The sequence below is a fragment of the Klebsiella sp. KPN54798 genome (assembly GCF_021184225.1).
Lineage (GTDB): Bacteria > Pseudomonadota > Gammaproteobacteria > Enterobacterales > Enterobacteriaceae > Klebsiella > Klebsiella pneumoniae.
In genome coordinates this window covers 4,881,722-4,902,559 of sequence record NZ_CP089234.1, presented here as the reverse complement: position 1 = coordinate 4,902,559, position 20,838 = coordinate 4,881,722, and the positions used below count along the sequence as shown (strand labels likewise).

Sequence of the window (20,838 nt, the reverse complement as noted above, 5' to 3'; positions counted from 1 at the left end):
ACAGGGATATTCAGGAGAAAATGTGCTAAAAATCCGCCAGTTATGTGTCACCAGCCTTTTGCTGGTCAGCGGGGTCGCCAGCGCAGCGAATGTGCGTTTGCAGGTTGAGGGATTATCCGGGGAGCTGGAGAAAAACGTTCGCGCCCAGCTTTCCACCATCCAGAGCGATGAAGTCACGCCGGATCGTCGCTTTCGCGCGCGCGTCGATGACGCCATTCGCGAAGGTCTGAAAGCGCTGGGTTATTACGAGCCGACGATTGAATTTGATTTGCGTCCGCCGCCGAAAAGGGGACGTCAGGTGCTGATCGCCAAAGTGACCCCGGGAGAACCGGTGCGCATTGGCGGAACCGAGGTGATTCTGCGCGGCGGCGCCCGCACCGATAGCGACTACCTGGCGCTGCTGAAAACGCGCCCGGCCATCGGGACGGTGCTCAACCACGGCGATTACGACGGCTTCAAGAGCTCGCTGACCCGCGTCGCCCTGCGCAAAGGCTACTTTGACAGCGAGTTTCTTAAGAGCCAGCTCGGGGTCTCCCTCGACCGTCATCAGGCGTTCTGGGATATCGATTACGACAGCGGCGAACGCTATCGCTTTGGCCACGTCACTTTCTCTGGCTCGCAAATCCGCGATGAATACCTGCAAAACCTCGTGCCGTTTAAAGAGGGCGACTACTACACCTCGCAGGACCTGGCCGAGCTAAACCGCCGCCTGGCGGCGACCGGCTGGTTCAGTTCGGTGGTGGTGGCGCCTGATTTTGCTAAGTCGCGGAAAACCAAGGTGCTGCCTCTGCAGGGCGTTGTCTCGCCTCGCAAAGAGAACACCGTGGAAACCGGGGTCGGCTATTCCACAGACGTCGGTCCGCGGGTGAAAGCCACGTGGAAAAAACCATGGGTCAACTCGTATGGCCACAGCCTGACCTCCAGCGTCAGCCTCTCCGCCCCGGAGCAGCAGTTCGACTTTACCTATAAAGTCCCACTGCTGAAGAGCCCCCTTGAACAGTATTATCTGATGCAGGGCGGTTTTAAGCGTACCGACCTCAATGATACCCAGGCCGACTCTACCACCCTGGGGGTCTCGCGTTTCTGGGAGATGTCGAGCGGCTGGCAGCGAGCGATTAACCTGCGCTGGAGCCTGGATCACTTTACCCAGGCGAACGTCACCAACACCACCATGCTGATTTATCCTGGGGTCTCGGTGAACCGCACTCGCTCCCGCGGCGGCCTGATGCCTACCTGGGGCGATTCCCAGCGCTACTCGGTGGACTACTCCAACACCATGTGGGGCTCGGACATCAACTTCATCGTGATGCAGGCCCAGGACGTCTGGATCCGTACCCTCTATGACCGCCACCGCTTTGTGGTGCGCGGCAACCTTGGCTGGATCGAAGCGGACAACTTTGACAAGGTGCCGCCGGATCTGCGCTTTTTCGCCGGGGGCGACCGCAGTATTCGCGGCTATAAATACAAATCTATCTCGCCGAAGGACGATGACGGCAAGCTGATCGGGGCCTCGAAGCTGGCCACCGGCTCGCTGGAGTATCAGTACAACGTCAGTGGTAAATGGTGGGGCGCCGTCTTTATCGATAGCGGCGAAGCGGTCAGCGATATTCGCGAGAGCGATTTCAAAACCGGCGCCGGGGTGGGCGTGCGCTGGCAGTCGCCGGTGGGACCGATCAAGCTGGATATCGCCCGGCCGATCGGCGACAAAGAAGAGCATGGTTTACAGTTTTACATCGGTCTGGGGCCTGAATTATGAGTTTATGGAAGAAGATAAGCCTCGGCGTCTTAATCGTGTTGGTGCTCCTGCTGGGCACCGTCGGGTTCCTGGTGGGGACCACCACCGGCTTGCATCTGGTGTTCAAAGCGGCGGATCGCTGGGTACCGGGGCTGGAAATCGGCAAAGTGACCGGTGGCTGGCGTGATTTAACCCTCGATAATGTTCGCTACGAACAGCCCGGGGTGGCGGTGACCGCCGGTCAGTTTCACCTCAGCGTCAGGTTGCGCTGCCTGTGGGACAGCAGCCTGTGCGTAAACGACATCGCGCTGCGCGATATTTACGTCGCCGTCGATACCAAGAAGATGCCGCCCTCAGCGCCGGTCGAGGAAGAGGACAGCGGGCCGCTGAATCTCTCCACTCCTTATCCGATCACTCTCAGCCGCGTCGCGCTGCATAACGTCAACGTTAAAATCGATGATACCGCGGTCTCCGTACGCGATTTTTCCACCGGCCTGAACTGGCAGGAGAAAAATCTGACCCTGACGCCGACCTCGCTGCAGGGGCTGCTGATCGCCCTGCCTAAGGTGGCGAAAGTGGCGCAGGAGCAGGTGGTTGAGCCGAAAATTGACAACCCGCAGCCGCAGGAAAAACCGCTCGGCGAGACGATGACCGACCTCTTCTCGCAGCCGGTGCTGCCGGCGATGACCGATGTCCATCTGCCGCTGAACCTCAATATTCAGGCGTTCCGCGGCGAGCAGCTGCGCCTGACCGGCGATACCGATATCACCGTGTATAACCTGCTGCTGAAAGTCAGCAGTATTGACGGCCAGATGAAGCTCGACGCCCTTGATATCGACTCCGATCAGGGCAAGGTCAGCGCCTCGGGCAGCGCGCAGCTGCAGGATAACTGGCCGGTGGACATTACCCTCGCCGGAACCCTGAACGTCGACCCGATGAAAGGGGAGAAGGTGCAGCTGAAGGTGGGCGGCGAAGTGCGTAAAACGCTCAAAGTCGGAGTGGACTTAAGCGGGCCGGTCGCGGCCACGCTGCGCGCGGATGCGCAGCTGGCGGAGGCCGGGCTGCCGCTCAATATGGAGCTGAAGAGTAAGCAGCTCGCCTGGCCGTTCAGCGGCGAGAAGCAGTTCCAGGCCGACGATGTCCAGCTGAAGTTCAGCGGCAAAATGACCGACTATGCGCTGGCCTTCTCCACCGCGGTGAAAGGTCAATCGCTGCCGCCGGCGAAAATCGCCCTCAACGCCAAAGGCAATGAACGGCAGATCAATCTCGACAAGCTGACGGTCAACGCCCTGGAAGGGAAAACCGAGCTGAAGGCGCTGCTCGACTGGCAGCAGGCGATCAGCTGGCGCGGCGAGCTGACCCTCGACGGCATCAACACCGCCAAAGAGGTGCCGGACTGGCCGTCGAAGCTTAACGGCCGGATCAAGACCCAGGGCAGCCTGTACGGCGGCAGCTGGCAGATGTCGGTGCCGGAGCTGAAAATTACCGGCAACGTGAAGCAGAACAAAGTGGATGTGGCGGGCTCGCTGCAGGGTAACAGCTATCTGCAGTGGAAAATCCCGGGACTGCATCTGGCGTTAGGCCCGAACAGCGCTGATATCAAAGGCGAGCTGGGGGTGAAGGATCTTAATCTCGACGCCACCATCGATGCGCCGCACCTGGATAATGCGCTGCCGGGGCTCGGCGGGACGGCGAAGGGCTTGGTAAAAGTGCGCGGCACTGTCGATGCGCCGCAGCTGCTGGCCGACATCACCGCCCGGGCGCTGCGCTGGCAGGAGCTGACCATCGCCCAGGTCAACGTCAAAGGGGATGTGAAATCCACCGATCAGATTGGCGGTAACCTGGACGTGCGGGTGGATCGCATCAGCCAGCCGGGGGTCAATATCAGCCTGGTGCAGCTCAATGCCAAAGGTACAGAGAAACAGCATGAGCTGCGGCTACGCGTGCAGGGCGATCCGGTTTCCGGCCAGCTGGCGCTGGCAGGTAGCTTCGATCGTCAGGCCGAACGCTGGAAGGGCTCACTGAGCGATACCCGCTTCCAGACGCCGGTGGGGCCGGTAGCGCTGACGCGCAGCATTGCGCTGGACTATCGCAATCTGGAGCAGAAAATCAGCATCGGGCCACACTGCTGGACCAACCCGAACGCCGAGCTCTGCGTGCCTGAAACCATTGACGCGGGCGCCAGCGGACGGGCGCGGGTGAATCTCAACCGCTTCGATCTGGCGATGCTCAAGCCGTTTATGCCGGAGGCGACCCAGGCCAGCGGCGTGTTTACTGGTAATGCCGATGTGAGCTGGGACACCACCAAAGAGGGACTGCCGCAGGGCAAAGTGACCCTCAGCGGGCGCAACGTCAAGGTGACCCAGGTCGTCAACGACGCGCCGTTGCCGGTGGCGTTCGATACGCTGAACCTCAGCGCCGACCTGCACAACAATCGCGCCGAGCTGGGCTGGCTTATCCGCCTGACCAACAACGGTCAGCTGGATGGGCAGGTGCAGGTCACCGACCCGCAGGGGCGGCGTAACCTCGGCGGCAACGTCAATATCAGCAACTTCTCGCTGGCGATGATCAACCCGATTTTCGCTCGTGGTGAAAAGGCAGAGGGAAGGCTCAACGCCCGTCTGCGTCTGGGCGGCAATGTGAAAAGTCCGCAGCTGTTCGGCCAGATGCAGCTGAGCGGGGTGGATATCGACGGCAACTTTATGCCGTTTGATATGCAGCCGAGCCAGCTGGCGATGAACTTCAACGGCACGCGCTCGACCCTGCAAGGGACGGTGAACACCCGCCAGGGGCAAATCGCCCTCAGCGGTAACGCCGACTGGACGCAGATCGATAACTGGCGGGCGCAAATTGCGGCGAAAGGCAGCCGGGTGCGGATCACGGTGCCGCCGATGGTGCGTCTCGATGTATCGCCGGATGTGGTGTTTACCGCCACGCCAAGCCTGTTCAATCTCGACGGCAAAGTGGATGTGCCCTGGGCGCGGATCGTGGTCAACGAGGTGCCGGAGAGCGCGGTCGGCGTCTCCTCTGATGAAGTGATGCTGGATAAAAACCTCAAGCCGATTAAGCAGCAGAGCGCCAGCATCCCGATCAACAGCAACCTGACCATTCACGTCGGCAACAACGTTCGTCTGGAAGCCTTCGGCCTGAAAGCGCGTCTGACCGGTGATTTGAAAGTGGCGCAGGACAAGCAGGGGCTGGGCCTCAACGGGCAGATTAATATTCCGGACGGCCGTTTCCACGCCTATGGTCAGGACTTGATTGTCCGCAAAGGGGAGCTGCTGTTCTCCGGTCCGCCGGATCAGCCGTTGCTGAATATCGAAGCGATTCGTAACCCGGATGCCACCGAAGACGATGTGATCGCCGGCGTTCGCGTCACCGGCTCCGCCGATCAGCCGAAAGCGGAGATCTTCTCTGATCCGGTTATGTCCCAGCAGGAAGCGCTGTCTTATCTGCTGCGCGGCCAGGGTTTGAGTAGTGGTCAGAGCGATAGCGCCGCGATGACCTCAATGCTTATTGGTATGGGGGTTGCACAAAGTGGTCAGGTTGTGGGTAAAATCGGCGAGACGTTTGGCGTAAGCAACTTGGCGTTGGACACCGAAGGGGTAGGCGATTCTTCCCAGGTGGTGGTCAGCGGCTATGTACTGCCGGGTCTACAGGTAAAATACGGGGTCGGTATCTTCGATTCCCTGGCGACGCTGACTTTACGTTATCGCCTGATGCCTAAGCTATATGTGGAAGCGGTGTCTGGCATCGATCAGGCGCTCGATTTGCTCTATCAGTTTGAGTTTTAGCAATGCGAATATTTGTTTACGGCAGTTTACGACGCAAACAAGGCAACAGCCACTGGATGACCAACGCCCAGTGGCTGGGCGCTCATAGTGTCGACGATTATCAGCTGTACAGCCTGGGCCACTATCCAGGCGCGGTGCCCGGCGAAGGCACAGTACATGGTGAAGTTTATCGTATTGATGCATCGACGCTGGCCGAACTGGATGCGCTGCGCACCAAGGGGGGCGAGTATGCGCGCCACCTGATTCAGACGCCTTACGGCAGCGCATGGATGTATGTCTATCAACGTTCCGTTGAGGGTTGTACGTTGATAGCGAACGGCAACTGGTTGGATCGCGACCAGTATTAACCACGACAGCGCCACCTTCGGGTGGCGTTGTTTTTTCCTGCGCCCACCTTCTTACCAGAGCGGAAGATAATCCTTCACCATCCACTTCACGGAAGCCAGCATCGTCAGCGCGAGCAATAGCTACGGGCGCCAGGATGCAAAGGCTGATTGATCGTCAGGTGGTCAAAAAGCGAGGGGTCGTTAAAATAGCGTTTATCGGTATAAAAGATATGGTCGCCGGCGATAAGACGCAGATACCCCTGTTTTTCACAGGCGGCGGTCGTGAAGCCAGAAAAGTTAAGGGTGAAATAGCGAACGCTTTTCACGGGACACCCTCCATGGTGTTATCGCGGCTATCCGTGCCGCAATCAGGCAGGGGATGACCCTGCCTGAGACAGAATTACTTCTGCTTAGCGCGCTCGAAAGAGGCAACGATTTCGGCTTTCGCCGCTTCCGCGTTGTCCCAACCGTCGACTTTAACCCACTTGCCTTTTTCCAGATCTTTGTAGTGCTCAAAGAAATGAGTGATCTGGGCTTTCAGCAGTTCCGGCAGGTCGTTCACATCGTTGATGTGATCGTATTCTTTGCTCAGCTTGGTGTGCGGTACGGCAACCAGTTTCGCATCTTCACCAGATTCGTCGGTCATCTTCAGAACGCCAACCGGACGGCAGCGGATCACGGAGCCCGGCTGCAGCGGGTACGGAGTCGGGACCAGCACGTCAACCGGGTCGCCGTCCAGGGACAGGGTGTGGTTGATGTAGCCGTAGTTGCACGGATAGAACATTGCCGTGGACATGAAACGGTCAACGAACAGTGCACCGCTCTCTTTGTCGACTTCGTATTTGATAGGATCTGCGTTCGCCGGGATTTCGATCACGACGTAGATGTCTTCCGGCAGATCTTTGCCCGCAGGTACGTTGAGTAAGCTCATGTCTGTTTCCTTTAAAATGTATGGCAAACAAGTGCTCGGTATTATAGCCAACTCACATCGAAAGTCTTCGCTTCTTTTTCCCGATATCGCCGCAGAGTGCTCCGAATTTTTCGCGTAATAATGACATGAAAATCCATAAACATAGCCACATCATGAATAAATTTATGTAACCGTTTTCATTGCATGTGATTGATTTATCATACTGCTTAAAAAAACGTCATAAACCGCAACAGCCGCGCTCCCTGCGAAGCCTTATCGGCTCTCCGCTGGGCAGTAGGGCCATCATTAACATCTCATTTACTTTTTTGAAGTGTGATGTAACGCATTCAGTTACATCACCGATTGTCTATAGTTTGTCCGCAGGTGAGACTTTAACCAACAATAACCCTACGAGGATACCCTTATGTGGAAGCGCTTACTTCTTGTCACAGCAGTTTCCGCAGCTATGTCGTCTATGGCGATAGCTGCCCCGCTAACCGTAGGTTTTTCGCAGGTCGGTTCTGAATCCGGCTGGCGTGCGGCGGAAACCAGCGTCGCGAAAGAGGAGGCCGCCAAGCGCGGTATCACCCTGAAGATCGCTGATGGTCAGCAAAAACAGGAAAACCAGATCAAAGCAGTACGTTCCTTTATTGCTCAAGGGGTCGACGCGATCTTCATTGCGCCGGTGGTGGCTACCGGCTGGGAACCGGTGCTGAAAGAGGCGAAAGAGGCCAAGATCCCGGTTTTCCTCCTCGACCGTTCCATTGATGTTAAAGATAAAGATCTCTACATGACCACCGTGACCGCCAACAACGTGCTGGAAGGCCAGCTGATTGGCGACTGGCTGGTGAAAACCGTCGACGGTAAGCCGTGCAACGTCGTTGAACTGCAGGGCACCGTTGGGGCCAGCGTGGCCATCGATCGTAAGAAAGGGTTCGCCGACGCGATTGCCAAAGCGTCGAATATCAAAATTATCCGCTCCCAGTCCGGCGACTTCACCCGCAGTAAAGGGAAAGAGGTCATGGAGAGCTTTATCAAAGCTGAGAATAACGGCAAAAACATCTGCATGGTGTTCGCTCATAACGACGATATGGCCATCGGCGCCATCCAGGCCATTAAAGAAGCTGGCCTGAAGCCGGGCAAAGATATTCTGACCGGCTCCATCGACGGCGTGCCGGATATCTATAAAGCGATGATCGCCGGAGAAGCCAACGCCAGCGTCGAGCTGACGCCAAATATGGCCGGCCCGGCGTTCGATGCGCTGGAGAAATATAAAAAAGACGGCACCCTGCCGGAGAAGCTGACCATCACCAAATCGACGCTGTATCTGCCGGATACGGCGAAAGAAGAGTTAGAGAAGAAGAAAAATATGGGCTACTGAGTGGGGAGCCCCTCATTCCATCCCTCTCCCCGATGGGAGAGGGTAAAAAGCAGCGTTCCAGAAACCCCGGGAAGCCCAGCGCGACCCGGGGTAACCTGACATCATTTGAAGGTGACATCGATTATGAGCGCCGAGGCACACCAGGAGATCCTTCGCACCGAAGGACTTAGTAAATTCTTCCCCGGCGTTAAGGCGCTGGATAACGTCAACTTTAGCCTGCGGCGCGGCGAAATCATGGCCCTGTTGGGCGAAAACGGCGCCGGAAAATCGACGCTGATCAAAGCGCTGACCGGCGTTTACCATGCCGATCGCGGCACTATCTGGCTGGAAGGCCAGGCTATTTCGCCCAAAAATACCGCCCATGCCCAGCAGCTGGGGATCGGCACCGTCTACCAGGAAGTGAACCTGCTGCCCAATATGTCGGTGGCGGATAACCTGTTCATCGGCCGTGAGCCGCGGCGGTTTGGTCTGCTGCGACGTAAAGAGATGGAGGCCAGGGCGACGGCGCTGATGGCCTCCTACGGCTTTTCCCTCGACGTGCGCGAGCCGCTGAACCGCTTTTCGGTGGCGATGCAGCAGATCGTCGCTATCTGTCGGGCCATCGACCTGTCGGCCAAGGTGCTGATCCTCGACGAGCCCACCGCCAGCCTCGATACCCAGGAGGTGGAGATGCTGTTCACCCTGATGCGCCAGCTCAGGGATAACGGCGTCAGCCTGATCTTCGTCACCCATTTTCTCGACCAGGTCTATGCGGTCAGCGACCGCATCACCGTGCTGCGTAACGGCACATTTGTGGGCTGCCGTGAGACCCGCGAGCTGCCGCAGATTGAGCTGGTGAAAATGATGCTGGGTCGCGAACTGGACCACAATGCCCTGCAGCGGGCGGGCCGTACCCTGCTGAGCGATAAACCGGTAGCGGCGTTTGAAGGCTACGGTAAAAAAGGAACCATCGCCCCATTCGACCTGCAGGTCCGCCCGGGCGAAATTGTAGGCCTCGCCGGCCTGCTGGGTTCCGGACGCACGGAAACCGCCGAGGTGATCTTCGGCATTAAAACGGCGGACAGCGGGAAGGCGTGGATCAAAGGCAAACCTCAGACCTTGCGCTCCCCGCATCAGGCGTCCTGCCTCGGGATCGGCTTCTGTCCGGAGGATCGCAAAACCGACGGCATTATCGCCGCTGCCTCGGTGCGGGAAAATATCGTTCTCGCCCTGCAGGCGCAGCGCGGCTGGCTGCGGCCGATCCCCCGCCGGGAGCAGAATGAGATCGCCGAGCGCTTTATTCGCCAGCTGGGGATCCGTACCCCGAGCGCCGAGCAGCCGATCGAGTTTCTCTCCGGCGGCAACCAGCAGAAGGTGCTGCTCTCCCGCTGGCTGCTGACCAAACCGCAGTTCCTAATCCTCGATGAGCCGACCCGCGGCATCGACGTCGGCGCCCATGCGGAAATTATTCGCCTGATTGAAACCCTCTGCGCCGATGGCCTGGCGCTGCTGGTTATCTCTTCTGAACTGGAGGAGCTGGTGGGTTACGCCGATCGGGTCATTATCCTGCGCGATCGCCGACAGGTGGCGGAGATCCCGCTCGCCGAGCTCTCTGTTCCGGCGATCATGAACGCTATTGCGGCATAAGGAGTAACCCATGATGCCTCGATCTCTTTCGCAAACCGGCCCGGAGAAGCGACGCTTCACCTGGCCGAAGGGCACCCCGCAGATTATTGCCCTGCTGCTGGTTCTGCTGGTAGACAGCCTGGTGGCGCCCCATTTTTATCAGGTGGTGCTCCAGGATGGCCGCCTGTTTGGCAGCCCGATCGATATTCTCAACCGCGCCGCGCCGGTGGCGCTGCTGGCGATTGGCATGACGCTGGTGATCGCCACCGGCGGCATCGACCTGTCGGTAGGGGCGGTGATGGCGATTGCCGGCGCGACGGCCGCCTCGATGACCGTCGCCGGGCACAGCCTGCCGGTGGTGCTGTTGGCCGCGCTGGCCGCGGGCGCGCTGGCCGGATTGTGGAACGGCATCCTCGTGGCGGTCCTTAAGATCCAGCCCTTTGTGGCGACGCTGATCCTGATGGTGGCCGGGCGCGGGGTGGCGCAGTTGATCACCGCCGGGCAGATCGTCACCTTTGATTCCCCGGCCCTGGCGTGGCTCGGCAGCGGATCGTTTCTGCTGTTTCCGACGCCGGTGATCGTCGCCGCCGCTACGCTGCTGCTGTTCTGGCTGTTTACCCGTAAAACGGCGCTGGGCATGTTTATTGAGGCGGTAGGGATCAACATCCGCGCGGCGAAAAACGCCGGCGTCAATACCCGCATCGTGGTGATGCTGGCCTATGTCCTGAGCGGCGTCTGCGCGGCGATCGCCGGGATCATCGTGGCGGCGGACATCCGCGGCGCGGATGCCAATAACGCCGGGCTATGGCTTGAGCTGGACGCCATTCTGGCGGTGGTCATCGGCGGCGCCTCGCTGATGGGCGGGCGCTTTAACCTGCTGCTCTCGGTGGTGGGGGCGCTGATTATCCAGGGAATGAACACCGGGATTTTGCTCTCCGGCTTCCCGCCGGAGCTCAACCAGGTGGTGAAAGCGGTGGTGGTGCTGTGCGTACTGATTGTCCAGTCGCCGCGCTTTATCGGTTTACTGAAAGGGGTACGCGGCCGTGATAAAACGTAATTTACCATTGATGATCACCCTTGCGGTGTTTGTGCTGGGCTACCTCTACTGCCTGACTCAGTTCCCCGGTTTTGCCTCAACGCGGGTGATCTGCAATATCCTGACGGATAATGCCTTCCTCGGGATCATCGCCGTGGGCATGACCTTCGTGATCCTCTCCGGCGGGATCGATCTGTCGGTGGGGTCGGTGATCGCCTTTACCGGCGTCTTCCTCGCCAAAGCGATTGGCTTTTGGGGAATCTCGCCGCTGGTGGCCTTTCCGCTGGTGCTGGTGATGGGCTGCGCCTTCGGCGCGTTTATGGGGCTGCTGATTGACGCCCTGAAGATCCCGGCCTTTATCATCACCCTCGCCGGCATGTTCTTCCTGCGCGGCGTGAGCTATCTGGTGTCAGAGGAGTCGATTCCGATTAACCACCCAGTGTACGACACCCTGTCCGGGCTGGCATGGACCATTCCCGGCGGCGGTCGTCTCAGCGCCATGGGACTGCTGATGCTGCTGGTGGTGGTGGCCGGTATTTTTGTCGCCCATCGCACCCGCTTTGGCAACCTGGTGTATGCCATCGGCGGCAACGCCACGTCGGCGAATCTGATGGGGATTTCGACTCGCAGCGCCACGATCCGTATCTATATGCTCTCCACCGGACTGGCGACGCTGGCTGGGATCGTCTTTTCCATTTATACCCAGGCGGGCTATGCGCTGGCGGGCGTCGGCGTCGAGCTGGATGCGATTGCCTCGGTGGTGATCGGCGGTACGCTGCTAAGCGGTGGCGTCGGTACCGTGCTGGGAACGCTGTTCGGGGTGGCGATCCAGGGGCTGATTCAGACCTACATCAACTTCGACGGCACCCTCAGCTCATGGTGGACGAAAATCGCCATCGGCATTTTGCTGTTTATCTTTATCGCGCTGCAGCGTGGTCTGACCGTGCTGTGGGAAAATCGGCAAAATGCGGCGGTGACGCGGGTGAGCGGGGCGGGGAGTCGCTAAGAAATGCTCCTCCCGCAGGCGCGGGAGGAGCGGGCAGGGCGCTTAGGCGTCCGGGAACGCTTTAATAAAGTTCTCGACGTCTTCTACCATGTGGTTGTTGCCGACGAAGAAGGAGCGACGCTGATGCAGGCTTTCCGGGATAATATCCAGAATACGCTCTTTACCGTCGCTGGCCTTACCGCCCGCCTGTTCGGCGAGGAAGGCCATCGGGTTGCATTCATACAGCAGGCGCAGCTTGCCTTCCGGGTGGCTGGCGGTGCTCGGATAGAGATAGATGCCGCCTTTCAGCAGGTTGCGGTGGAAGTCCGCCACCAGCGAGCCGATATAGCGTGAGGTATAAGGACGCTGAGTCGCTTTGTCCTCTTCCTGACAGTACTTAATGTACTTCTTCACGCCCTGCGGGAATTTGATGTAGTTGCCTTCGTTGATGGAGTAGGTATTGCCCTTCTCCGGGAAGCGCATGCGCTCCTGGCATAGACAGAAGACGCCAAGGGACGGGTCGTAGGTGAAGGCGTGAACGCCGCAGCCGGTGGTATACACCAGCATCGTCGACGATCCGTAGACCACATAGCCCGCGGCCACCTGCTTGTTGCCCGGCTGCAGGAAGTCTTCTTCTGTCACCGGCGTGCCGACAGGCGTCACGCGGCGGTAGATAGAGAAGATCGTACCGACAGAGACGTTAACGTCGATGTTAGAGGAGCCATCCAGAGGGTCCATCAGCACCACGTATTTGGCGTGTTCACACCCTTCGAAGACGACAATCTCATCTTCTTCTTCAGAGGCGATCCCGGCAACAATATCGCGTGCTCGCAGTGCGGCTTTTAATTTTTCATTAGCGAACAGATCGAGTTTTTGCTGAACCTCGCCCTGAACGTTTTCAGCACCGCTGGCACCCAGGATATCGACCAGACCGGCCTTGTTGATATCGCGGTGGATGATCTTGGCGCCCAACTTTATTGCTGACAACAAAGCAGTCAGCTCACCGGTGGCGTGGGAGAACTCGTGCTGCTTTTCAACAATAAACTCACCTAACGTTTTCATAACTCGTTCCCTGCATTTTTATGTTGAGTAAAACGAACGCAACAATCTTAACAAAGAATCAAAAAAGTGCGCACAGGTGAATCGCGCCAGCAAAATACAGATTCGCCTGAAATGCATTTCGCCAGGGCCCGGGATATGGGTAAAATGTGCCCGGATAAGAAAAGGAAATGACGAATGCGCATTCATATTTTAGGAATCTGTGGCACGTTTATGGGGGGGCTGGCCATGCTGGCGCGCTCCCTCGGTCATGAGGTAACGGGGTCGGATGCTAACGTCTATCCGCCGATGAGCACCCTGCTGGAAAACCAGGGGATTGATTTAATTCAGGGCTATGACCCCAGCCAGCTGGAGCCCCGGCCGGACCTGGTGATCATCGGTAACGCCATGACTCGCGGCAACCCGTGCGTTGAAGCGGTGCTGGAAAATAATATTCCCTATATGTCCGGCCCGCAGTGGCTGCACGACTTCGTGCTGCGCGATCGCTGGGTGCTGGCCGTCGCCGGGACCCACGGCAAAACCACCACTGCCGGCATGGCGACCTGGATCCTTGATGCCTGCGGCTATAAACCGGGGTTCGTGATTGGCGGCGTTCCGGGCAATTTCGACGTCTCCGCGCGCCTGGGCGACAGCCCGTTCTTCGTCATTGAAGCCGACGAATATGACTGCGCCTTCTTCGACAAGCGCTCCAAGTTTGTTCACTACTGCCCGCGGACGCTGATCCTCAACAACCTTGAGTTCGACCACGCGGACATCTTTGATGACCTGAAGGCGATTCAGAAACAATTCCACCATCTGGTGCGCATCGTGCCGGGCAAAGGCAAAATTATCCTGCCGGAGAACGACATCAACCTGAAGCAGGTGATGGCGATGGGCTGCTGGAGCGAGCAGGAGCTGGTGGGCGAGCAGGGCCACTGGCAGGCGAAAAAACTGAACGCCGACGCCTCGCAGTGGGAAGTCTTACTCGACGGCGAAAAGGTCGGCGAAGTGAAGTGGGCGCTGGTCGGCGAGCATAATATGCATAACGGCCTGATGGCGATTGCCGCGGCGCGTCACGTCGGCGTGCTGCCGGCGGATGCCGCGAACGCGCTGGGCAGCTTTATCAACGCCCGCCGTCGCCTGGAGCTGCGCGGCGAAGCCAACGGCGTCACCGTGTATGATGATTTCGCCCATCATCCAACGGCAATCCTCGCCACGCTGCAGGCGCTGCGCGGTAAAGTAGGCGGTACCGCGCGCATTCTCGCCGTGCTGGAGCCGCGCTCTAACACCATGAAAATGGGCGTCTGCAAGGACGATCTGGCGCCGTCTCTCGGCCGCGCCGATGAAGTGTTCCTCCTGCAGCCGCAGCATATTCCGTGGCAGGTGGCGGAAGTGGCGGAAGCCTGCGTCCAGCCGGCCCACTGGAGCGCCGACGTCGATACCCTGGCGGAGATGGTGGTCAAAACCGCCCACCCGGGCGACCATATCCTGGTGATGAGCAACGGCGGCTTCGGCGGCATTCATCAGAAGCTGCTGGATAAGCTGGCGCAAAAAGCGGCCGCGGCTGAATAAGCGCGTACGCCTCCGGTCACTGCCCTCCGCGTGAGGGCAGTTTTGTTTTAGCTACCAGGAATTGTGTGATGCTGACCTGCGAAAGCGTACGTTCTACCGACTCGCCCCATTTCGCCATGCTGGACGCGCTTTACGCGCGCGCCTTTCCGTGGCACGAGCAGCGCGAAAGCGAGGCCAAACGTCAGGCGCTGAGCCACCCGCGCTACGCGCTGGAAGCATGGTTCGATGAAGGCGTCTTTGTCGGCCTCAGCGGCTGCTGGCAGTTTGCCGGCTACGGTTATATCGAACATCTGGCCATCGACGACACGCTGCGCTCCCGCGGCTATGGTAAACAGCTGCTGGCGCAGATCCTGACGCGCGCCCCGCTGACCATTCTGGAAATCGATCCGCTAACCACGGCCATCGCCCATAAACGGCTGCGCTTTTATCAGTCGATGGGGTTCCATGCTAATCCCTGGGCGCATCATCACCCGAGCTATCATCAGGGCATTGCGGATCATGAGCTGCTGGTGCTGAGCTACCCGCAGCCGATCGATGAGCGGCAGTATCAGCAGTTTGCCCGGGATCTCGGGCACGAGGTGATGGGGCGGGAGTAGCCCGGCTCGGCGTACCGCTCCGGGCATTCGACTGGCGGCGCTGTTACTCTTTGGCGATCGGCGTCTCGTTCTCCGCGACTTTGTTATCGCCCTGAATCTTAGCGATTTTCTGCTCAACGGCGGCTACCTGGGCGCTATCGTGCAGCAGGGTGTAGGTTAGATCAAACTGCGCGCTGGCGCCCGGCTGCAGCTGCTTCACGCGTTTTTGCTCGCGTTCAATGGTCACCGGATAGGCGTAGCTGGTCCCCGGCTCGATACCGGTGACATAGCCCTGCTTGACGGTATCGGTGTTTTTCCACAGCGTCAGGACCGGCAGCTGACGGGTATCAAACTGAATAGAGGCCCCTTTATCGCCCGCTTTGTTGACCACCGCGGCCAGGGTCTGGTGATTTTCATCGGCCAGCGGCTGAATATTAAATACCATCTCGTCAAAATCTTTGGTCGGTCCCTGATAGGTCTGCCAGGTTTTTAACCCGCTCTTCGCGTAATCATTGAACGGGCTGATGCTGGACATCGGGGCGAGGAAGCGCGCGCCTTCTTCGAGGATCGGGGTGCCGAAGTTGCTGTGGTAGATGATCTGATAATCATGCGGATAGTCGGCATGGTTGGTTAAGACGTCATGTAAGCTGAAGCTGTTGCTACCCGGCACGTAGCGCAGTTCGGTCAGGGTCTGCAGATCGGCTTTTTTAAAGGTGCTTTCTTTCACCAGCCCGCGGATGCGGATTTCATACGGCGCGCTGTCGGCCACCTCCACCTCCACCAGAGAGGCCGGCGTGTTGCCCGCCTTGCCGTGTAGGGTATAAATTTGCCCGTCCGCGGTCACCGGATGGCCGGTCCATTCATAGCCGCAGCGGACCATCATCTCGTTGAATCCTTCCAGCCAGCCGAGGCCATTGCGGCTTTCCAGGTTGATAAACGCCGGGTTGACGACCTCTTTAACCGGCGAATCCCAGCCCATCCGGCTGCCGAAACCCTCAATACGCAGCAAGTTCATGCCGCGTGTCGGGCTCAGGGTGATGGTCAGGCCGTCTTTACTATGAATGGTGAGGATTTTGCTGCCTTCCTGCTTACCGCCGTGCAGGACTTTCTGCTCAATGCTGAACGCATGATCTTTCACCTTCAGCTGATCGCTGTTGATCTGCCAGTTTCCTTTATCCATCCCCTCTTCAGCGTTCGTCAGCACCCATGTTTTTGCCGCGGCCGAGCCGGAAACCAGCAGGGCGAACGTCGTCAGAACCAATGTCTTTTTCATTTTTATTCCCTTTTTGCTGAATCGATTGTGTCATTGACGTGTGAAATCTACCGGCATGGGGGTGATTAAAATGTGAAGCGCCTCACCTGGTGAGAAAACGGCCGATTTGCTGAGGCTAAATGGGATGGAAGTCGTATTATCTTGCTATGTAATACGTATTTATCACCAGAATATGTGATCTATATTGTTTTTAGCTTTAACGATTCAGCTTGGCAGTAAGGCAATAAACAAACGTATCGTCGTGTGGATGAGGGGATTCAGGCGATGCGACGGGAATCCCCCTGCTGGCCCAAGCCTTAGAGCTGGGGTGAAGGTAGGCCGGATAAGGCGTAGCCGCCATCCGGCACAACGACGGGAACGGGGTCTGGTACAGCTTGCCCGGCGGCGCTGCGCTTGCGCGGGCCTACGGTGTTGAGTAACCGTTTGATATACAGGGCTCCGTAGGCCGGATAAGGCGTTAGCCGCCATCCGGCACAACGACGGGAACGGAGTCTGGTACAGCTTGCCCGGCGGCGCTGCGCTTGCGCGGGCCTACGGTGTGAGTAACCGTTTGATATACAGGGCTCCGTAGGCCGGATAAGGCGTAGCCGCCATCCGGCACAACGACGGGAACGGGGTCTGGTACAGCTTGCCCGGCGGCGCTGCGCTTGCGCGGGCCTACGGTGTTGAGTAACTGTTTGATATACAGGGCTCCGTAGGCCGGATAAGGCGTTAGCCGCCATCCGGCACAATGACGGGAACGGAGTCTGGTACAGCTTGCCCGGCGGCGCTGCTGGACTGACCCCATAAAGTTGGATGGTTCATATTAAGCGGCTCTCAGAGCCTGGGTTCGGTACTCTACCGGACTCAGGCCTTTTAATTTCAGGCTTATCCGCTCGTTGTTGTAGTAATGGATATAGTCCTCTACGGCTTTTCTTAGCGCACTGACACTCCTGAACTCCCTCAGATAAAAACACTCCGATTTCAGGGTCCCGAAGAAGTTTTCCATCACTGCATTATCCAGGCAGTTTCCTTTACGCGACATACTCTGCGTCATCCCATGCGCCTTTAAACGTTCCTGATAGCTCCTCATCCTGTAATGCCAGCCCTGATCCGAGTGCAGCAGCGGAGCATCTCCCGGTCTGAGCTTCGGGAACGCACCGTCCAGCATCGTATTCACCATCTCCATCACCGGCCTTTCCGACAGGCTGTAGGCGATAACCTCCCGGTTAAACAGATCGAGAACTGACGACAGGTAAAGCTTTTTTCCCTGTACCGGGAACTCTGTCACATCTGTTACCCATTTTTCGTTGGCTTTTGACGCACCGAAGTTCCGGCTCAGGATATTGGGCGCGGCCTCGCCCGTTCTCCCTTTCCAGGCACGATATTTTTTCGCCCTTATCACAGACCGGAGTGACAGTTCTGCCATCAGCCGCTGCACTGTTTTATGGTTTATCCGCAGCCCCTGTTTTCTCAGTGCGAGCGTGATCCTGCGGTAGCCATAACGACCTTTGTGATAGTGGTATATCTTCCTGATGTTCTCTTTAAGACCCGCATACCTGTCCCCTTGCTTCAGTGCATTCATATTGTAATACCACGTGCTACGGGACATACCGGCCGCCCGCAGAAGGTCCCGCAGAGCGTGTTCATGCCTTAGTTCACTGATTATCAGGGCTTTTTGCCATTTTTTTCGCTCTGAACCAAGGCTTTCAACTTTTTTAGATAGGCATTCTCTGCCCGCAGATAACGCAGTTCGGCCCTGAGCTCTTCGGGGGAGAGTTTTTCCAGCTCTTTATCTGTCAGTGGTGGGATATTTTTTGGCTTTGTCATTTGTCCGGGCCGTCCGCATTGCATGTTTAAAAGACCTTCCGCTCCGGCATCGTTGTACACGTCGAGCCAGCGCCGGACAAGTATTTCTGCGGAGAGATTAAACCGGGCAGCCGCTTCACGCATCGTCAGGCGGTCACTGATAACCGCCCGGACGACCACGAGTTTAAATTCATCGGAATAATGATTATTTTTTGCAGTCAGGCCTTCTGCACCGTGGAACTGCCATGCCCTGACCCAGCGACGGACAGATGTTCTTTCAATACCAAAAAGGTCGGCTGTACTCTGTTCTCCGTCTTTACCGGACAAATAATGATTAACCACAGCCAGTTTTGTTTCAGGGGAATACTTTGGTTTAGCCATAAAATTGCACCTTACTCAGTTGGGTGTCCAACTTTTGGGGTGCAGTCCATGCGCTTGCGCGGGCCTACGGTGTTGAGTAACCGTTTGATATACAGGGCTCCGTAAGCCGGATAAGGCGTAGCCGCCATCCGGCACAACGACGGGAACGGAGTCTGGTACAGCTTGCCCGGCGGCGCTGCGCTTGCGCGGGCCTACGGTGTTACGTAACCGTTTGATATACAGGGCTCCGTAGGCCGGATAAGGCGTAGCCGCCATCCGGCACAATGACGGGAACGGAGTCTGGTACAGCTTGCCCGGCGGCGCTGCGCTTGCGCGGGCCTACGGTGTTGCGTAACCGTTTGATATACAGGGAGCCGTAGCCCGGATAAGGCGCAGCGCGCCGCCATCCGGGAGACTATTGCGGGCAAAAACAGTGGGACTTAGCCTTCGTTTTCCGCCAGTTCACGCAGATACTGGAAGATCAGGCGCGCCGATTTCGGCGGTTTGTTGCCTTCTTTCTCTTTCTTCGCATTGCGGATCAGCGAACGCAGCTGCTGACGGTCAGCCTCTGGCCACAGGTTCAGTACTTCAGCGACGGCGTCATCCCCGTCGTCAATCAGTCGATCGCGGATCTGCTCCAGCTTGTGGAACAGCGCAACCTGCTGGTTGTGACGGTTTTTCAGCTTGTCCAGCGCCTGACGAATCGGATCGACATCGCGGTTGCGCAGCATCTTGCCGATAAGCTGCAGCTGGCGGCGGCGACCCTCTTTTTTGATTCGCTGGGCGAGTTCGATGGCGTCGCGCAGGTCGGTATCCAGCGGAATTTTATCCAGCGCGTTTTTCCCCAGGTCAACGAGTTCCGCGCCAAGACGCTTCAGTTCTTCCGCGTCGCGCTTAATTTCACTCTTACTGACCCAGATGATTTCATCATCTTCATCTTCAACGTCATCACCGGGCACGTCGTCGAGCCAGTCTTCGGGCTGCTTTGTCATCTCAGGCTCCTTAAAAAAAGAGGCTAATGTTACCAGTTAAGGCGCGCACTGAAAAACGGTTCTCTGTTAGACTTCAGTTAACTCCTTCTTACATTATGGCATTAGCAATGAAAGTCATCTCTCAAGTTGCACAGCAGCGTAAGACGCTGGAAGAAGCCGTTACCACGGCACTGGAACTGGCGGCAGGTAAATCTGATGGTGCGGAAGTTTCCGTCAGCAAAACCACGGGCATCGGCGTCAGCACCCGCTATGGCGAAGTGGAGAATGTAGAATTCAACAGCGATGGGGCATTAGGCATCACGGTTTACCATCAGAACCGCAAGGGCAGCGCCTCCTCCACCGATCTTAGCCCGGACGCCATCGCCCGCACCGTGCAGGCGGCGCTGGATATCGCCCGCTATACCTCCCCGGACCCGTTTGCCGGCGTAGCCGATAAAGATCTGCTGGCCTTTGACGCCCCGGATCTGGACCTGTTCCACCCGGCGGAGGTCTCCCCGGACGACGCCATCGAACTGGCCGCCCGCGCGGAGCAAGCGGCCCTGAAGGCCGATAAACGCATCACCAACACCGAAGGCGGCAGCTTTAACAGCCACTACGGCATTAAAGTGTTCGGCAACAGCCATGGCATGCTGCAGAGCTACTGCTCGACTCGCCACTCCCTCTCCAGCTGCGTCATTGCGGAAGATGACGGCGATATGGAGCGCGACTACGCCTACACCATTGGCCGGGCGATCGAGGATCTGCAGTCCCCGGAATGGGTCGGGGAAGAGTGCGCCCGCCGCACCCTGTCGCGCCTGGCGCCGCGTAAGCTGTCGACCATGAAGGCGCCGGTCATTTTCGCCAACGAAGTGGCGACCGGGTTGTTTGGTCACCTGGTCGGAGCGATTGCCGGCGGCGCGGTCTACCGTAAATCGACCTTCCTGCTCGATTCGCTGGGCAAACAAATTTTGCCGGAGTGGCTGACCATTGAAGAGCATCCGCACCTGCTGAAAGGGCTGGCCTCCACGCCGTTCGACAGCGAAGGCGTGCGCACCGAACGTCGCGATATCGTCAAAGACGGCGTGCTGACCCAGTGGCTGCTGACCAATTACTCAGCGCGCAAGCTGGGGATGAAAAGCACCGGCCACGCCGGGGGCATCCACAACTGGCGCATTAACGGCCGCGGCCTGAGTTTTGCAAAGATGCTTAAAGAGATGGGCACCGGTCTTGTGGTTACCGAACTGATGGGGCAGGGTGTCAGTGGCGTCACCGGCGACTACTCACGCGGCGCATCCGGCTTCTGGGTAGAAAACGGCGAAATTCAATATCCTGTCAGTGAGATCACCATTGCAGGAAATCTGAAAGAAATGTGGCGTAATATCGTGACCATTGGCGATGATATTGAAACGCGCAGCAACATTCAGTGCGGTTCTGTGCTGCTGCCGGAGATGAAAATCGCCGGGCAATAACACCTGTTTGCTTAAATAAT

The 20,838-nt window shown here is 58.0% G+C and carries 15 protein-coding genes and 2 pseudogenes; 11 read left to right on the top strand and 6 right to left on the bottom strand.

The window, feature by feature from the left end:
- The first annotated feature begins 22 nt into the window (after positions 1-22).
- The 3 genes from tamA to LPQ25_RS23500 are packed head-to-tail and all read left to right on the top strand — an operon-like array spanning position 23 to position 5,876.
- Complete coding sequence (gene tamA / locus LPQ25_RS23510) at positions 23-1,756, top strand: autotransporter assembly complex protein TamA (RefSeq protein ID WP_004178361.1); 1,734 nt, start codon at positions 23-25, stop codon at positions 1,754-1,756.
- Positions 1,753-5,529, top strand: a complete 3,777-nt coding sequence (gene tamB, locus LPQ25_RS23505) for an autotransporter assembly complex protein TamB (protein WP_012737220.1) — start codon at positions 1,753-1,755, stop codon at positions 5,527-5,529. The genes tamA and tamB overlap by 4 nt, the downstream gene beginning before the upstream one ends.
- Before the next feature lie 2 nt (positions 5,530-5,531).
- Complete coding sequence (locus LPQ25_RS23500; protein WP_002886724.1) at positions 5,532-5,876, top strand: gamma-glutamylcyclotransferase family protein; 345 nt, start codon at positions 5,532-5,534, stop codon at positions 5,874-5,876.
- 122 nt (positions 5,877-5,998) lie between these two features.
- Here the strand turns inward: LPQ25_RS23500 and LPQ25_RS23495 are convergent.
- Both LPQ25_RS23495 and ppa read right to left on the bottom strand, forming a co-directional pair.
- Positions 5,999-6,181, bottom strand: a pseudogene (locus tag LPQ25_RS23495) (hypothetical protein); the annotation flags it as partial.
- A gap of 74 nt (positions 6,182-6,255) precedes the next feature.
- A complete protein-coding gene (gene ppa, locus LPQ25_RS23490) occupies positions 6,256-6,786 on the bottom strand; it encodes an inorganic diphosphatase (protein ID WP_002886766.1) in 531 nt (176 codons plus the stop codon).
- Between the two features lie 403 nt (positions 6,787-7,189).
- Here ppa and ytfQ point away from each other — a divergent pair, with 403 nt between their 5' ends.
- The 4 genes from ytfQ (at position 7,190) to yjfF (ending at position 11,793) form a co-directional block, all read left to right on the top strand.
- Complete coding sequence (gene ytfQ, locus LPQ25_RS23485; RefSeq protein WP_002886769.1) at positions 7,190-8,146, top strand: galactofuranose ABC transporter, galactofuranose-binding protein YtfQ; 957 nt, start codon at positions 7,190-7,192, stop codon at positions 8,144-8,146.
- Positions 8,147-8,269: 123 nt separating this feature from the next.
- Positions 8,270-9,772 (top strand): galactofuranose ABC transporter, ATP-binding protein YtfR, encoded by a 1,503-nt coding sequence (ytfR, locus tag LPQ25_RS23480; protein WP_004177669.1) that lies wholly within the window; start codon positions 8,270-8,272, stop codon positions 9,770-9,772.
- Between the two features lie 10 nt (positions 9,773-9,782).
- On the top strand, positions 9,783-10,808 hold the full coding sequence (ytfT, locus tag LPQ25_RS23475) for a galactofuranose ABC transporter, ATP-binding protein YtfT (RefSeq protein ID WP_004177668.1): 1,026 nt from the start codon (positions 9,783-9,785) through the stop codon (positions 10,806-10,808).
- Positions 10,795-11,793, top strand: coding sequence for a galactofuranose ABC transporter, permease protein YjfF (gene yjfF / locus LPQ25_RS23470; protein ID WP_012737223.1), 999 nt, complete (start codon positions 10,795-10,797; stop codon positions 11,791-11,793). Before ytfT ends, yjfF begins: the two co-directional genes overlap by 14 nt.
- A gap of 42 nt (positions 11,794-11,835) precedes the next feature.
- On the opposite strand, the gene fbp is transcribed toward yjfF, so the two are convergent.
- A complete protein-coding gene (fbp, locus tag LPQ25_RS23465; RefSeq protein ID WP_002886827.1) occupies positions 11,836-12,834 on the bottom strand; it encodes a class 1 fructose-bisphosphatase in 999 nt (332 codons plus the stop codon).
- Positions 12,835-13,008: 174 nt separating this feature from the next.
- Between fbp and mpl the strand changes: the two genes are divergently transcribed.
- Together mpl and LPQ25_RS23455 are read left to right on the top strand one after the other, a co-directional pair.
- Positions 13,009-14,382 carry a UDP-N-acetylmuramate:L-alanyl-gamma-D-glutamyl-meso-diaminopimelate ligase gene (gene mpl, locus LPQ25_RS23460; protein ID WP_012737224.1) on the top strand — a complete coding sequence of 458 codons (1,374 nt, stop codon included), beginning with the start codon at positions 13,009-13,011 and terminating at the stop codon, positions 14,380-14,382.
- 68 nt (positions 14,383-14,450) lie between these two features.
- A complete protein-coding gene (locus LPQ25_RS23455; RefSeq protein WP_002886889.1) occupies positions 14,451-14,978 on the top strand; it encodes a GNAT family N-acetyltransferase in 528 nt (175 codons plus the stop codon).
- Between the two features lie 43 nt (positions 14,979-15,021).
- On the opposite strand, the gene LPQ25_RS23450 is transcribed toward LPQ25_RS23455, so the two are convergent.
- Positions 15,022-16,230 (bottom strand): aldose 1-epimerase family protein, encoded by a 1,209-nt coding sequence (locus LPQ25_RS23450; protein ID WP_012737226.1) that lies wholly within the window; start codon positions 16,228-16,230, stop codon positions 15,022-15,024.
- 184 nt (positions 16,231-16,414) lie between these two features.
- Between LPQ25_RS23450 and LPQ25_RS23445 the strand changes: the two are divergent.
- Positions 16,415-16,530: pseudogene (locus LPQ25_RS23445) on the top strand (hypothetical protein).
- Between the two features lie 505 nt (positions 16,531-17,035).
- Here the strand turns inward: LPQ25_RS23445 and LPQ25_RS23440 are convergent.
- Both LPQ25_RS23440 and yjgA read right to left on the bottom strand, forming a co-directional pair.
- Positions 17,036-18,399, bottom strand: a protein-coding gene (locus tag LPQ25_RS23440; protein WP_085955203.1) for an IS3-like element ISKpn1 family transposase whose coding sequence is annotated in 2 segments (ribosomal slippage) — positions 17,036-17,931 and positions 17,931-18,399 — 1,365 coding nt in all. Because the reading frame shifts where the segments join, the coding sequence is not laid out codon by codon here.
- Positions 18,400-18,818: 419 nt separating this feature from the next.
- Positions 18,819-19,370, bottom strand: a complete 552-nt coding sequence (yjgA, locus tag LPQ25_RS23435; protein WP_004186686.1) for a ribosome biogenesis factor YjgA — start codon at positions 19,368-19,370, stop codon at positions 18,819-18,821.
- Positions 19,371-19,465: 95 nt separating this feature from the next.
- Between yjgA and pmbA the strand changes: the two genes are divergently transcribed.
- Complete coding sequence (pmbA, locus tag LPQ25_RS23430) at positions 19,466-20,818, top strand: metalloprotease PmbA (RefSeq protein WP_004152265.1); 1,353 nt, start codon at positions 19,466-19,468, stop codon at positions 20,816-20,818.
- Positions 20,819-20,838 lie beyond the last annotated feature (20 nt).

Coding starts and splice junctions, on each gene's coding strand:
- pmbA (WP_004152265.1), top strand. CDS start 19,466: ATGGCATTAGCAATGAAAGTCATCTCTCAAGTTGCACAGCAGCGTAAG.
- tamB (WP_012737220.1), top strand. CDS start 1,753: ATGAGTTTATGGAAGAAGATAAGCCTCGGCGTCTTAATCGTGTTGGTG.
- ytfT (WP_004177668.1), top strand. CDS start 9,783: ATGATGCCTCGATCTCTTTCGCAAACCGGCCCGGAGAAGCGACGCTTC.
- ytfR (WP_004177669.1), top strand. CDS start 8,270: ATGAGCGCCGAGGCACACCAGGAGATCCTTCGCACCGAAGGACTTAGT.
- ppa (WP_002886766.1), bottom strand. CDS start 6,786: ATGAGCTTACTCAACGTACCTGCGGGCAAAGATCTGCCGGAAGACATC.
- LPQ25_RS23450 (WP_012737226.1), bottom strand. CDS start 16,230: ATGAAAAAGACATTGGTTCTGACGACGTTCGCCCTGCTGGTTTCCGGC.
- yjgA (WP_004186686.1), bottom strand. CDS start 19,370: ATGACAAAGCAGCCCGAAGACTGGCTCGACGACGTGCCCGGTGATGAC.
- LPQ25_RS23455 (WP_002886889.1), top strand. CDS start 14,451: ATGCTGACCTGCGAAAGCGTACGTTCTACCGACTCGCCCCATTTCGCC.
- fbp (WP_002886827.1), bottom strand. CDS start 12,834: ATGAAAACGTTAGGTGAGTTTATTGTTGAAAAGCAGCACGAGTTCTCC.
- LPQ25_RS23500 (WP_002886724.1), top strand. CDS start 5,532: ATGCGAATATTTGTTTACGGCAGTTTACGACGCAAACAAGGCAACAGC.
- mpl (WP_012737224.1), top strand. CDS start 13,009: ATGCGCATTCATATTTTAGGAATCTGTGGCACGTTTATGGGGGGGCTG.
- ytfQ (WP_002886769.1), top strand. CDS start 7,190: ATGTGGAAGCGCTTACTTCTTGTCACAGCAGTTTCCGCAGCTATGTCG.